The 13,454-nt window shown below is 50.3% G+C and carries 15 protein-coding genes; 10 read left to right on the top strand and 5 right to left on the bottom strand.

The features are described 5' to 3' along the window. Positions 1-100 precede the first annotated feature (100 nt). Positions 101-418: a met regulon transcriptional regulator MetJ gene (metJ, locus tag QMN38_RS20835; RefSeq protein ID WP_048213988.1), complete on the top strand. Its 318-nt coding sequence runs from the start codon at positions 101-103 to the stop codon at positions 416-418. Positions 419-476: 58 nt separating this feature from the next. On the opposite strand, the gene QMN38_RS20830 is transcribed toward metJ, so the two are convergent. The 3 genes from QMN38_RS20830 to rpmE form a co-directional block, all read right to left on the bottom strand. Further along, entirely contained in the window at positions 477-1,901 is a 1,425-nt protein-coding gene (locus tag QMN38_RS20830; RefSeq protein WP_271442179.1) for an MFS transporter, read from the bottom strand. An 89-nt stretch (positions 1,902-1,990) separates the two neighbouring features. After that, positions 1,991-2,671 carry an oligogalacturonate-specific porin KdgM family protein gene (locus QMN38_RS20825; protein ID WP_271442178.1) on the bottom strand — a complete coding sequence of 227 codons (681 nt, stop codon included), beginning with the start codon at positions 2,669-2,671 and terminating at the stop codon, positions 1,991-1,993. Between the two features lie 340 nt (positions 2,672-3,011). Continuing rightward, a complete protein-coding gene (gene rpmE, locus QMN38_RS20820; protein ID WP_094761941.1) occupies positions 3,012-3,224 on the bottom strand; it encodes a 50S ribosomal protein L31 in 213 nt (70 codons plus the stop codon). A gap of 257 nt (positions 3,225-3,481) precedes the next feature. Here rpmE and priA point away from each other — a divergent pair, with 257 nt between their 5' ends. The 6 genes from priA to menA all read left to right on the top strand — a co-directional run bounded on the left by priA (position 3,482) and on the right by menA (position 10,891). After that, positions 3,482-5,680 carry a primosomal protein N' gene (gene priA / locus QMN38_RS20815; protein ID WP_271442753.1) on the top strand — a complete coding sequence of 733 codons (2,199 nt, stop codon included), beginning with the start codon at positions 3,482-3,484 and terminating at the stop codon, positions 5,678-5,680. A gap of 156 nt (positions 5,681-5,836) precedes the next feature. Next, complete coding sequence (gene cytR, locus QMN38_RS20810; RefSeq protein ID WP_137381466.1) at positions 5,837-6,862, top strand: DNA-binding transcriptional regulator CytR; 1,026 nt, start codon at positions 5,837-5,839, stop codon at positions 6,860-6,862. Positions 6,863-6,955: 93 nt separating this feature from the next. Continuing rightward, positions 6,956-7,930, top strand: coding sequence for a cell division protein FtsN (gene ftsN / locus QMN38_RS20805; RefSeq protein WP_271449578.1), 975 nt, complete (start codon positions 6,956-6,958; stop codon positions 7,928-7,930). A gap of 92 nt (positions 7,931-8,022) precedes the next feature. After that, positions 8,023-8,553, top strand: coding sequence for an ATP-dependent protease subunit HslV (hslV, locus tag QMN38_RS20800; RefSeq protein ID WP_003028805.1), 531 nt, complete (start codon positions 8,023-8,025; stop codon positions 8,551-8,553). A gap of 9 nt (positions 8,554-8,562) precedes the next feature. Beyond that, the gene (hslU, locus tag QMN38_RS20795) at positions 8,563-9,894 is read left to right on the top strand and encodes an HslU--HslV peptidase ATPase subunit (RefSeq protein ID WP_003028803.1); all 1,332 of its coding nucleotides are present in this window, start codon (positions 8,563-8,565) and stop codon (positions 9,892-9,894) included. Positions 9,895-9,961: 67 nt separating this feature from the next. Beyond that, complete coding sequence (gene menA, locus QMN38_RS20790) at positions 9,962-10,891, top strand: 1,4-dihydroxy-2-naphthoate polyprenyltransferase (RefSeq protein ID WP_271442755.1); 930 nt, start codon at positions 9,962-9,964, stop codon at positions 10,889-10,891. 273 nt (positions 10,892-11,164) lie between these two features. On the opposite strand, the gene QMN38_RS20785 is transcribed toward menA, so the two are convergent. Continuing rightward, a complete protein-coding gene (locus tag QMN38_RS20785) occupies positions 11,165-11,290 on the bottom strand; it encodes a hypothetical protein (protein WP_271442756.1) in 126 nt (41 codons plus the stop codon). A 176-nt stretch (positions 11,291-11,466) separates the two neighbouring features. On the opposite strand from QMN38_RS20785, the gene QMN38_RS20780 reads away from it, so the two are divergent. The 3 genes from QMN38_RS20780 to QMN38_RS20775 are packed head-to-tail and all read left to right on the top strand — an operon-like array spanning position 11,467 to position 12,869. Next, positions 11,467-12,018 carry an eCIS core domain-containing protein gene (locus QMN38_RS20780; protein WP_323605888.1) on the top strand — a complete coding sequence of 184 codons (552 nt, stop codon included), beginning with the start codon at positions 11,467-11,469 and terminating at the stop codon, positions 12,016-12,018. Continuing rightward, positions 12,015-12,368, top strand: a complete 354-nt coding sequence (locus QMN38_RS27040) for a putative T6SS immunity periplasmic lipoprotein (protein WP_333908969.1) — start codon at positions 12,015-12,017, stop codon at positions 12,366-12,368. The genes QMN38_RS20780 and QMN38_RS27040 overlap by 4 nt, the downstream gene beginning before the upstream one ends. Further along, the gene (locus QMN38_RS20775; RefSeq protein ID WP_016155257.1) at positions 12,369-12,869 is read left to right on the top strand and encodes an Hcp family type VI secretion system effector; all 501 of its coding nucleotides are present in this window, start codon (positions 12,369-12,371) and stop codon (positions 12,867-12,869) included. 176 nt (positions 12,870-13,045) lie between these two features. Here QMN38_RS20775 and QMN38_RS20770 read toward each other — a convergent pair whose 3' ends face one another. After that, positions 13,046-13,414: a hypothetical protein gene (locus QMN38_RS20770; protein ID WP_323605886.1), complete on the bottom strand. Its 369-nt coding sequence runs from the start codon at positions 13,412-13,414 to the stop codon at positions 13,046-13,048. Between the last annotated feature and the right edge of the window lie 40 nt (positions 13,415-13,454).

The raw sequence follows: 13,454 nt of genomic DNA, 5'->3' as shown, positions 1-13,454 counted from the left end.
CTTCGTGTCAGGGCCGCGCCACTACGATAAACTACGCGCAATTATGGTCCGGGCTCAGGTTCTGGCCTCAATATTAATGACGAAGAGGATTAAGTATCTCATGGCTGAATGGAGCGGCGAATATATCAGCCCATACGCTGAGCACGGTAAGAAGAGTGAGCAAGTCAAAAAAATTACGGTTTCCATTCCTCTGAAGGTGTTAAAAATCCTTACCGATGAACGCACGCGTCGTCAGGTGAATAACCTGCGCCACGCCACCAACAGCGAGTTGCTGTGTGAAGCGTTTCTGCACGCCTTTACCGGGCAACCGTTGCCAAACGACGAGGATCTGCGTAAAGAGCGCAGTGATGAAATCCCGGAAGAAGCGAAGATCATCATGCGTGAACTGGGGATCGACCCGGAAACGTGGGAGTACTGATCGGCTGACGGTTAGAAAAATGAGAAAAGGCGGGATAACCCCGCCGTTTCTCACAACATTATTTTCTAATACCATTGATTTTATTCAATGTTTCTTCCATTTTGAGCGTTTCTTTGCGGTTCAATGGATAGAGATAAATCAGTATGACTGCCGCCAAAAACAGACATAAGGCCGGCAAGAGATTTGCCATCGTATAAATATTTTCCTGCACGATGCTGGTTTGCACAGCGCCGCCCGTTGACGAAGATTGATAACCAATGATGGCCAGCATAAAGCCACCAATCGCCCCTGCGCACGCCTGACCCACCTTGCGGGCAAAGAAGTTCACGCCGTAAACCGTACCATCCTCACGATCGCCGGTGACATACTGATGATAATCACAAACATCGGTCATAAACGCCCAAATCATCAGGTTGAATAACCCTGCCCCCAGCGTCGCCAGGAACAGGAAAACCAAATAGACTTTCGCGTCCGTAATATGGATGAAGTACATAATCAGATACATCGCCACCGCAAAGAGCAATGCGCCGACGCTGGCCTCTTTTTTACCAAACCGCTTCGTCAGCCAGGATGCCGAGGGAGCCAGCAAAACCAGAGAGCCGAAGGTAAACAGCAACGCCACGGACATGGCCTCTTTGTTGTGGAAGTAGTCATTAAACAGGTAAGTCATGTTGGTACCTGACAACCCCTGGTTAATCACAATCAGCAGATCCACCACAACTAAAACGATCAGTGCTTTATTGCGTAACAATCCCTTCAGCAGCACCGATACGGGCATGCTCTCTTTTCTCTCCACGCGCACACGTTCTGTTGTTAACTGACAGGTCAACGTTAAAAAGATAAAGCCCAGTACGGCACAACCAATAGCAATCCAGAAGAAGTGTTGCCCGGAAATCACCTGGCTTCCGTCCACCAGGGTGGTGTACATCAGAATCGGGATAAAAAAGCCGGTTGCGCCGCCGCCGATGGCGGAACCCACGCTTCGCCAGGTTGACAGTGACACTCGGTCTTCCGGATTCGAGCTAATCGCCGCAGACATGGCGCCATACGGAATGCTGACTGTCGATAACAGTGAACCGTAAACAAAATAGGAGCAGCAGATATAGATAATTTTCGCCGTATAAGAAAAATCATTCACAAACGGCAGAAACAGGACCACCGCAACGATACAGAATGGATACTTCATGCGACGCACCCAGGGGTTGAAACGTCCATGTGCCGTCAGTTTAGACGTATCGCATAAGCGACCTACGCCAACATCGACAAACGCATCAAAGAGTTTGGTCACAAAATAGAGCGAGCCGACAATGACACCAGAAATGCCGAGGACGTTCGTGTAATAAATCATTAAAAAACTATTTACCAGACCAAGAATAAAACAGGTTCCCAGGTCACCACACAAATAACCAATCTTATCTCTGAATCCGAAAGGTCTGACGACAATACTTTGATTGCTTCCACTCACCGTTCCATCATTAGACATGATGTCAACTCCTTAGACATATTATTCACGCAAACTATGCGTATATCCTGGTGCTCAACGTAATAAACCAATACGAAGAGTATTAACAATCAAAAGTTATAACCGAGACCGACACGATAGCGTGTCTGACGATCGTCAGTCGTGGTGGTGTCATAACCCGAGGAGACGTTACCAATCTCAATAAATGGAACCCAGGAATCTATTTTATAAGCAACACGGAAGTTATATTCATAATCGTCTTTTCTGTTGTTGTATAAATCTTCGCTGTCAGCAATTTTATAAATGCCGTTTAGCTCAAACATCCAGTTATTGACGTTATAGCCAAGCCACGCTTCCGGACGGTAAACCATACGGTCATCTTTACCATCGGCGTTTCTGCGCATATACTCCTGACGATAGCGGAATGCCGTCCACCAGCTGTCATTGATATTATATTGCACACGAATATAAGGCTTATAGATCGTGATGTTATCGCCCGTTTCAACCGCAATACCCGGCTGCCAGATAAGGTCCTGCCAGGTAAACTGGTAACTTGCCGTATACTCGTTACCGTTACTTTCCATATTATTCCAAGCATCATTCGATTGCGTATCTTCAGAACGTGAAATGGCCTCTACCGCCACACCAAAACCTGTAGCAAAACGATGCGACATATAAACACGATCGTAATTTCGCCCGTCATCATAATATTCATGACGATAATCGACATAACCCGCCTGCGCGGCCGCAGATAGTAATGGAATAAGTAACAAGGTAGATTTAAATTTCATGACAATCCCTTTTCACACTAAATAAATAAAATTCACCATCACATTCCTGAATGTGAACAGGAAAGTAATAGAGACGTAAGGATAATTTTATATTTCTGCGAAAGTGTATTTTAGAAAGAGGGGATAAACCTTTGAAATTTTGCCAGGAATTGTCATGAGTGGCAAAGAACGGAAGATAAAAATGACGAAGATCACCAGTAGGAATATTTTATCATAAAAAATAAAAACACTGTTTCATTTATTAAATATGAAATATTATTCAATACATCAATATAAATTTTATTATCAAGTACAGATACAAAAAAAGCGCCATAAGGCGCTTTTTTCTGACAGCAGGAACTTATTTGCTGCCCGGGATGTTGAAACGCTTGTTGAAGCGATCAACACGGCCACCGGTAGCAACATCACGCTGCTTGCCAGTATAGAACGGGTGGCACTGACCGCACACGTCCAGGTTCAGATCGTGACCGACGGTAGAGCGGATTTTCATGACGTTACCGCAAGAGCAGTTTGCAGTAATTTCTTCGTATTTCGGGTGAATATCTTTTTTCATGGGAAAACCTCGGTTTAAGGCCGCGTCGCTCTTCCAGCCCTAACGCCAGACACCACGCGATGTTAATTATTCCCCGTCACCTTTCACACTGCATCAACAGCCTGAAATTCTCGGGTAATGGTCATTATTTGACGCAATCAATTTGCATCAAAGGCGGCGAATCATACAGAAATTAACCTGCTCATGCAAACTGATCCGCATTCTACCCTTCACTAATGTGTATACTAACCCGCCAGATTTCAAGTCAGGATGATTCAATGCCCGTTGCGCATGTTGCCTTACCCGTTCCGCTACCTCGTACCTTTGACTATCTCCTGCCGGAAGGTATGAGCGCCAAAGCCGGGTGTCGCGTACGCGTGCCCTTTGGCAAGCAACAGGAGCGCGTCGGTATAGTCCTGTCAGTCAGCGAGCAAAGTGAGTTACCGCTCAACGAATTGAAAGCCGTTCGCGAGGTATTGGACAGCGAACCGGTCTATTCGACCTCCGTCTGGCGTTTACTGCTGTGGGCTGCTGATTACTACCATCATCCCATTGGCGATGTGCTGTTCCATGCCCTGCCGATCCTGTTGCGCCAGGGCAGACCCGCCGCCAACACGCCCATGTGGTACTGGTTCGCCACCGAAGAAGGCCAGGTCATTGACCTCAACAGTCTGAAGCGCTCTCCAAAGCAGCAACAGGCGCTGGCTGCGCTTCGGCAGGGAAAAATCTGGCGCGACCAGGTGGCCGAACTTGAATTTAACGATGCTGCATTGCAGGCGCTACGTAAAAAAGGCCTGTGCTCCCTGGCGAGCGAAACGCCTGGTTTCAGCGACTGGCGTACCCACTACGCCGTCTCTGGTGAACGACTGCGTCTGAACACGGAACAGGCTACCGCCGTTGGGGCCATTCATAGTGCGTCGGACAGTTTTAGCGCCTGGTTGCTCGCAGGTGTGACGGGTTCCGGTAAAACAGAAGTCTATTTAAGCGTGTTGGAAAATGTTCTCGCCCAGGGCAAACAGGCACTGGTAATGGTGCCGGAGATTGGCCTGACGCCACAAACCATTGCCCGCTTTCGCGAACGCTTCAATGCCCCGGTCGAAGTCCTGCACTCGGGTTTAAATGACAGCGAACGTCTTTCGGCCTGGCTGAAAGCAAAAAATGGCGAAGCGGCAATAGTCATCGGCACGCGCTCATCGCTGTTTACGCCGTTTAAAAATCTTGGCGTCATTGTCATCGACGAAGAGCATGACAGCTCTTACAAGCAACAGGAAGGCTGGCGGTACCATGCCCGCGATCTGGCGGTTTACCGCGCCCACAGCGAACAGATCCCGATTATTCTCGGTTCAGCAACCCCCGCGCTGGAAACGTTGTGCAACGTGCGGCAGAACAAATACCGCATGCTGCGCCTGACGCGCCGAGCCGGAAACGCACGCCCTGCCACTCAGCACGTGCTGGATTTAAAGGGTCAGCAGGTGCAGGCCGGACTGGCTCCGGCGCTGATCACCCGCATGCGCCAGCATCTGCAAGCAGATAATCAGGTAATTTTGTTTCTTAATCGTCGGGGTTTTGCGCCTGCGCTACTATGTCACGACTGTGGCTGGATTGCCGAATGCCCACGCTGCGATCACTACTACACGCTGCATCAGGCGCAGCATCACCTGCGCTGCCACCACTGCGATAGCCAGCGCCCGATACCGCGCCAGTGCCCCTCCTGCGGCTCTACGCACATGGTGCCGGTAGGACTCGGCACCGAGCAACTGGAACAAGCTCTGGCGCCCTTTTTCCCTGGCGTGCCGATTTCGCGTATCGATCGCGACACCACCAGCCGTAAGGGATCGCTGGAGCAGCACCTGGCAGAAGTCCATCGCGGCGGCGCTCGCATTCTGATCGGTACACAAATGCTGGCGAAAGGACACCATTTTCCGGATGTCACGCTGGTTGCACTGCTGGATGTTGACGGGGCGCTGTTCTCTGCCGATTTCCGTTCGGCTGAACGTTTCGCCCAACTTTATACCCAGGTTTCTGGACGGGCTGGGCGCGCCGGGAAACAAGGCGAAGTGGTGCTGCAAACGCACCATCCTGAACATCCGCTACTGCAAACCTTGCTGTATAAAGGTTATGACGCATTTGCCGAACAGGCGCTGGCCGAACGGCAAACGTTACAGTTACCGCCGTGGACCAGCCACGTGATCGTGCGGGCAGAAGATCATAACAATCAGCATGCGCCGATGTTCTTACAACAGCTGCGAAACCTGATTCAGGCCAGCCCATTAGCTGATGACAAACTCTGGGTACTCGGCCCGGTTCCGGCGCTGGCCCCCAAACGTGGCGGTCGCTATCGCTGGCAAATTTTGTTGCAACATCCGTCACGCATTCGCCTACAGCATATCGTCAGCGGAACGCTGGCGTTGATAAATACGCTACCCGATGCACGTAAGGTGAAATGGGTGTTGGATGTCGATCCCATCGAGGGATAACCCCTCATGATGCGAGGCGGATCGTAAAATTAAAGATCCATCACACTTTTTATGAAAATTCTGTAACCGCTTCCATTAACTATCTGATAAAAATGTTTCAGATGAAGGTTATCCAGGGACAGGTCTGTGCCAGCTGCACCCTGGCGAGGAGAAAGAGTGAAACCGAATAAGCAGGTTGCCGCCGCTACGATGAAAGATGTTGCTCTGAAGGCGAAAGTCTCAACGGCAACCGTATCCCGCGCATTAATGAACCCAGACAAAGTCTCTCAGTCCACCCGTAATCGGGTCGAACAGGCCGCCCTGGAAGTGGGATATTTACCCCAGTCGATGGGACGGAACGTTAAACGAAATGAATCACGTACCATTCTGGTGATTGTGCCGGATATCTGCGATCCCTTTTTTAGCGAAGTGATTCGTGGCATAGAAGTCACTGCCGCAGAACAAGGTTACCTGGTACTTATCGGCGATTGCGCGCACCAGAATCAGCAGGAAAAGACCTTTCTTAACCTCATTATTACCAAGCAGATAGATGGCATGGTCCTGCTCAGCTCACGACTGCCATTTGACGCCAGCGTGGAAGAACAGCGCAATTTACCGCCAATGGTCATGTCCAACGAATTTGCGCCAGAGCTGGAACTGCCTACCGTTCACATTGATAACCTCACTGCTGCTTTTAACGCGATGAATTACCTGCTGGAGCTGGGGCATAAGCGCATTGGTTGTATTGCCGGGCCAGAGGATATGCCGCTGTGCCACTACCGCCTGCAAGGCTATGTTCAGGCACTACGCCGCAGTGGAATTACGGTCGATCCACACTTCATCGCGCGCGGTGATTTCACCTATGAAGCGGGCGCTAACGCGTTAAAACAGTTGCTTGAGCTGCCGCAACCTCCGACCGCGGTCTTTTGTCACAGCGATGTGATGGCGCTTGGCGCGCTCTCTTACGCCAAACGTCAGGGCTTAAAAGTACCGGATGATTTATCTATCATTGGCTTCGATAATATTTCACTGACGGAATTTTGTGATCCACCCCTGACAACCGTCGCACAGCCGCGTTTCGATATCGGACGCGAAGCTATGCTGTTACTGCTCGATCAGCTTCAAGGACAGAACGTCAGCAGTGGTTCACGTTTACTGGACTGTGAGCTCATAATTCGGGGCACTACCCGGGCACTGACGTAAAGTAAAGTGCTTTCGGACTCCCCTGTCTGGTCAAAGGCCCGTCGCTTAAGTAACATGGCGGGCTGACGAACGAATAAATACAGCGAAACGATAGTGGCACAACGAGATTATGTACGTCGCGGCCAACCGGCACCTTCGCGGCGCAAAAAGAGCACATCACGGAAAAAGCAACGCAGTACGCCAGCGGTATCCCCCGCGATGGTCGCTATTGCTGCAGCCGTACTCGTGACCTTTATCGGTGGTCTGTACTTCATTACGCATCACAAGAAAGAAGAGTCCGAGACGCTGCAAAGCCAGAAAGTCACCGGTAATGGCATCCCGCCTAAACCGGAAGAACGCTGGCGCTATATCAAAGAGCTGGAAAGCCGTCAGCCTGGCGTACGTGCGCCTACCGAACCGTCTGCAGGCGGCGAAGTGCTTAACGCCGATCAGCTGACCAATGAGCAGCGCCAGTTGCTGGCGCAAATGCAGGCAGATATGCGTCAACAGCCGACACAGCTCAACGAAGTACCGTGGAACGAACAAACGCCTGAACAGCGCCAGCAAACGCTGCAGCGTCAGCGTCAGGTGCAACAGCAACAGTGGAACAACGCGCAGCAGCAGGCGCAGCAACCGCGCCCACGGGCGACGGAACAGCCGTACCAGCAGCCACAAACGCGTACGGCACAAGCCGCACCGGTACAACAGCCGAAAGCGCAGCCAAAACCGGCGGCCCAGCAGCCGTACCAGGATCTGTTGCAGACGCCAGCACACACCACTGCCGCACAGCCTAAAACGCAACCGGCCGCGCCAATAACGAATGAGACTCAGCCGCCAAAACAGACGGCAGAGAAAAAAGATGAACGCCGCTGGATGGTTCAGTGCGGATCATTCAAAGGGGCTGAGCAGGCAGAAACCGTGCGTGCTCAACTGGCCTTTGAGGGCTTCAATTCCCGTATTACCACCAATAACGGCTGGAATCGCGTGGTGATTGGCCCGGTGAAAGGCAAGGAAAATGCCGACAACACCATCAGCCGCCTGAAAGTTGCCGGCCATACAAACTGCATTCGACTCGCCACTGGGGGTTGAAACCCCCAAAATCTCCCCCATCTATACTTGCATTACGCCCCGTACACCTGTGCGGGGCCTGTATTCTGCATTTGTAACCAAGGGGTCTGCTCGTGACAACAATAGTAAGCGTACGCCGTAACGGCCATGTGGTAATCGCCGGTGATGGTCAGGCCACACTGGGTAACACCGTAATGAAAGGCAACGTGAAAAAAGTCCGCCGTCTGTACAACGACAAAGTCATTGCGGGCTTTGCGGGTGGTACTGCGGATGCATTCACACTGTTTGAACTGTTTGAACGCAAACTGGAAATGCACCAGGGTCACCTGGTTAAGGCCGCCGTTGAGCTGGCTAAAGACTGGCGTACCGACCGTATGCTGCGCAAACTCGAAGCGTTGCTGGCCGTTGCAGATGAAACGGCATCGCTCATCATCACGGGTAACGGTGACGTCATTCAGCCAGAAAACGATCTGATTGCCATCGGCTCCGGCGGTCCCTACGCCCAGGCTGCAGCACGCGCTCTGCTGGAAAACACCGAGCTTGGCGCACGCGAAATTGCTGAGAAAGCGTTGGATATTGCAGGGGATATCTGCATTTATACCAACCACTTCCATACCATCGAAGAATTGAACTCCAAAGCGTAAGGATCCCCCATGTCTGAAATGACCCCACGCGAAATTGTCAGCGAACTGAACAAGCACATCATCGGCCAGGATAACGCGAAGCGTTCCGTGGCGATTGCACTGCGTAACCGCTGGCGCCGCATGCAGCTCAACGAAGAACTGCGCCATGAAGTCACACCGAAAAACATTCTGATGATTGGCCCAACCGGTGTCGGTAAAACCGAGATCGCCCGCCGTCTGGCAAAACTGGCCAATGCGCCATTCATCAAAGTGGAAGCAACGAAATTCACTGAAGTCGGCTATGTGGGTAAAGAAGTTGACTCCATCATCCGCGATCTGACCGATGCCGCCATCAAAATGGTTCGCGTTCAGGCGATTGAGAAAAACCGCTTCCGCGCAGAAGAAATGGCAGAAGAACGTATTCTCGATGTACTGATCCCGCCAGCCAAAAATAACTGGGGACAGTCAGAGCAGCCTCAGGAACCTTCTGCTGCGCGTCAGGCATTTCGTAAAAAACTGCGTGAAGGCCAGTTGGACGATAAAGAGATTGAAATCGATCTCGCTGCCGCACCGATGGGCGTAGAGATTATGGCGCCTCCGGGAATGGAAGAGATGACCAGCCAGCTACAGTCCATGTTCCAGAACCTGGGCGGCCAGAAACAAAAACCGCGTAAGCTGAAAATCAAAGACGCGATGAAGCTGCTGATTGAAGAAGAAGCAGCCAAACTGGTCAATCCGGAAGAGCTGAAACAGGAAGCTATCGACGCCGTTGAGCAGCACGGGATCGTGTTTATCGACGAAATCGACAAAATTTGTAAGCGTGGCGAATCCTCCGGCCCGGATGTTTCCCGTGAAGGCGTACAGCGCGACCTGCTGCCGCTGGTTGAAGGCTGCACCGTCTCTACCAAGCACGGTATGGTGAAAACCGATCACATCCTGTTTATCGCCTCCGGCGCATTCCAGGTGGCTAAACCGTCTGACCTGATCCCGGAACTGCAGGGTCGTCTGCCGATCCGTGTGGAGCTGCAGGCACTGACCACCAGCGATTTCGAGCGCATTCTGACCGAACCGAATGCCTCTATCACTGTGCAGTACAAAGCGCTGATGGCAACCGAAGGTGTGGACATCAACTTCACCGAATCGGGTATTAAACGCATTGCCGAAGCGGCCTGGCAGGTTAACGAAACCACCGAAAACATCGGTGCGCGTCGTCTGCATACCGTTCTCGAGCGTCTGATGGAAGATATTTCCTATGATGCGAGCGATTTAAACGGTCAAAGCATCACAATTGATGCCGAATATGTGAGCAAACATCTGGATGCGCTGGTCGCAGATGAAGATCTGAGCCGTTTTATCCTATAATCGCGTTCAATGCATTTTCATCACTGTTGATGGGGCTGATAAAGCCCCATTTTTATTGGCGCTAAATATGACTGAACAACAACAAATTAGCCGCTCACAAGCCTGGCTGGAAAGTTTACGACCTAAGACCTTACCGCTCGCCTTCGCGGCGATCATCGTCGGTACGGCATTAGCATGGTGGCAAGGATATTTCGATCCGCTGGTGGCTCTGCTGGCATTAATTACGGCAGGGCTACTGCAAATCCTGTCCAATCTCGCTAACGACTATGGCGATGCTGTTAAAGGCAGCGACAAGCCCGACCGCATCGGACCGCTGCGTGGCATGCAAAAAGGCGTTATTACCCAGCAGGAGATGAAGCGTGCGCTGATCGTCACTGTGGTCTTAATCTGCCTGTCCGGTCTGGCACTGGTAGCGGTGGCATGCCACACACTGGCGGATTTTGTCGGCTTCCTGATTCTGGGCGGCCTGTCGATTATCGCCGCTATCACCTATACCGTCGGTAATCGTCCATACGGGTATATCGGTCTGGGTGATATTTCTGTGCTGGTCTTCTTCGGGTGGCTCAGCGTGATGGGGAGCTGGTACCTGCAGGCGCATACGCTGATTCCGGCGTTAATTCTGCCGGCAACCGCCTGCGGCCTGCTGGCAACTGCCGTACTCAACGTTAACAACCTGCGCGATATCAACAGCGACAGAGAGAATGGCAAAAACACGCTGGTGGTGCGCTTAGGCGCGGTTAATGCCCGCCGCTACCATGCCTGCCTGCTGATGGGCACGCTGGTCTGTCTGGCGCTGTTTAACCTGTTCTCGCTGCAAAGTTTATGGGGATGGCTCTTTATCCTCGCCGCACCGCTGCTGATTAAACAGGCGCGCTACGTGATGCGTGAAATGGACCCGACGGCAATGCGCCCAATGCTGGAACGCACCGTAAAAGCAGCACTGTTGACTAACTTGCTGTTTGTTGTTGGAATTTTCTTAAGTCAGTGGTCTGCATAACTGACAAATATCAATTAATAATTTCAATTTTTAGAATCGCATAACGCCTCGCAACCCTTACAATAGAGGGTCGCGAGGTTTTTTCATGTTTTTTATATTTTCCGGGGTTACCTCGGGGATACCAACGAACGGTAAACACCGTGACCTATAAGTACTAAAATCAGCATTTCCCAGCTTACTTAACCGATCACGGGGCCTGAAGCCCAACCGTACGAGAGCGTACGCTAAGTGCATTTTTTAATGCAGATTGGGCGAGTAAAGAAAATGAGGGTTTTATTTACTTTTTCCATTAATGCCAGTATCCGTGCGTTTTTCGGCATTAATGGTGTTAATAAACCCGGTAATCAAATCAACGTAAACCTGACCGACAACGCCACGACTTTGAAGATTTAAATTCATAAGGTTACGTTCTTAGCGTACGATCTCGTACGGTTGCTCCCTAAACCAGGGGGCTTAACGGTAGAAGCGGCGTAGCCGCAGTTTGTGACAATTTTGGATATTTCCCGCATTTTTTAACAGGAAAAAATTTACCTTAAGGCGTATTAAGGTATTTTTACCAATGGATGATGTCTCCAATGATAAGGGAAATGAACGATATAGACAGGGGCGGGTTACGGCTGCTAACGCTTGGTGAGATTAACTTGGCCCGTACCCTCTACGCTTTCGCCATCCTCTATAACGAAGTCTGGATCCACCGCAGCAGCTACCTACCTTTCAACCTCCAAAAAAACAACTACGCTATGACGCCCAACGGCGAATTGTACTTTCAGGAAGGTACTTATGAGCCTGACTTTTCACAGCCGCATGTTAATAACGATCGCGTTGGTGGGCAGCATCTTTTTTTACATGAAATGATGCACGTCTGGCAGCATCAGCGCGGGATGATGGTAAGGATGCGTGGCCTGTTCTCTTGGGCAGTTGATTACTATTACACCTTGGATAAGGCCATACTCTTGGATTACGGCTTAGAGCAGCAGGCTGCAATGGTGGCTGATTATTGGCTGCTTAAAACGTATGGATTCGGCAACCGCTCTGATTTGTATCGCCTCAAGGATTACGATCCATCTGAGCCTGTCCTTAGCCTCATATCCCGCTATGAGAAAGTGTTAGGGAGGTTCCCGCATTGAAACGCTACTTTCTCATTCCTGCCTTTTTTGCGCTGGCTGGGTGTGGCGCTGGCGATAGCGTTCCCCCATGGCGTAGTTTCCCTATTATAAATAATTCGCTTTGCTTCTCTGTTAATAAATCGGACGTTCTGAGCCGATACGGCGTTTATTCTGAGCAGGGAAATGAATACAAGACATTGGCGGAAAATTCGCATGTAGCTCTCTCCTACCCTGAAACGTGCTTAAAAATACCGATAACGCCGGGCTATATCTATGCGGCTTCATACACATTGAACGGAAAGAATTACCGTTACAACTTTTTCATCGACAGAAACGGGAAAATATTAAGCACAAAATATGGAGATCTATAAATGTCATTACCAGCTTATATGTATATTTATGATGAAAATGGACAACTGATCAAAGGCAGTTGCATGGCGCTGGGCCGTGAGGGTGCAATTGAAATCATGAACAGCAGTTACGGTGTGTACCAAAATACATGCCGCAACACTGGTAAGCTGATGGGTTCGCGCGAACACAACGCTTTTACACTGCACAAAGAGATTGATAAGACCTCGCCATATTTTGCAGTTGCAGTCTGCCAAAGTAAGCGACTGCAAAAGGCAGTAATCCACTATTACGACATCAACGAGGCGGGTGTCGAATACGAGATTTACCGAATTACGCTTAACAACATCGTAATCATGTCCGTCAATGCTGCTCATGCTTATATGCCGGGTTCCCACACTCCGGGCATGATGGAAAATATCGCCATCACCTACTCAGGCATTGAGTGGTTTTATATCGAAGGGAATATCAAATACGACGATGACTGGAGCCGCCCGGTTGGTTACAACCAGCAGCAGAGGTAAATCGAATTGGCAGGCAGATCTGCTGAAAATAAAGACCACTTAGCAGAGTGCCTGCAATACTCGTCGCTATTCCCGAACACGCTTACTTGCAATACGAGCGTACCCGGTCATCAAATCAACGTAAATCAAACCAATAATGCAACAAATTTATAGACTTAAATCATAAGGTTACGTTCTTAACGTACATTTCCGTACTGTTGGGCTTCAACCCCCATCAACACATTAGTTTTATAGCCTGCTATAGCCCATTGTCTTACGGTATCAAGGGCCTTGAGCCAGCGGCCTAAATTATTATTTCTGATTTTAGTTGTTCTCCGTGAATTTCCATGCCAAAGCCTTTTTGTACTTAAAATGGTTGTGGGCGGATCCGGTAACAATCTCCCGCCATCTTTATCACGGTAGCTATCATATGCATAGCGATAGACAGCACACAGAACACGTGCCCATAAATCAGCCTGGGCTTTACTGCCTTTTTCTTCACGCCTGAACGGGCCACCAAACCATATGCCATGCCCGGTAATGATCTGGTGTCTCGTTTCCACCATTTCACGCCGCCGTTCGTTCGGGTTATGCCGTGTGGTAGCT

The sequence above is a fragment of the Citrobacter sp. R-1.5.2 genome (genome assembly GCF_035064245.1).
GTDB lineage: Bacteria > Pseudomonadota > Gammaproteobacteria > Enterobacterales > Enterobacteriaceae > Citrobacter.
This window is presented reverse-complemented; position numbering and strand designations above follow the sequence as displayed.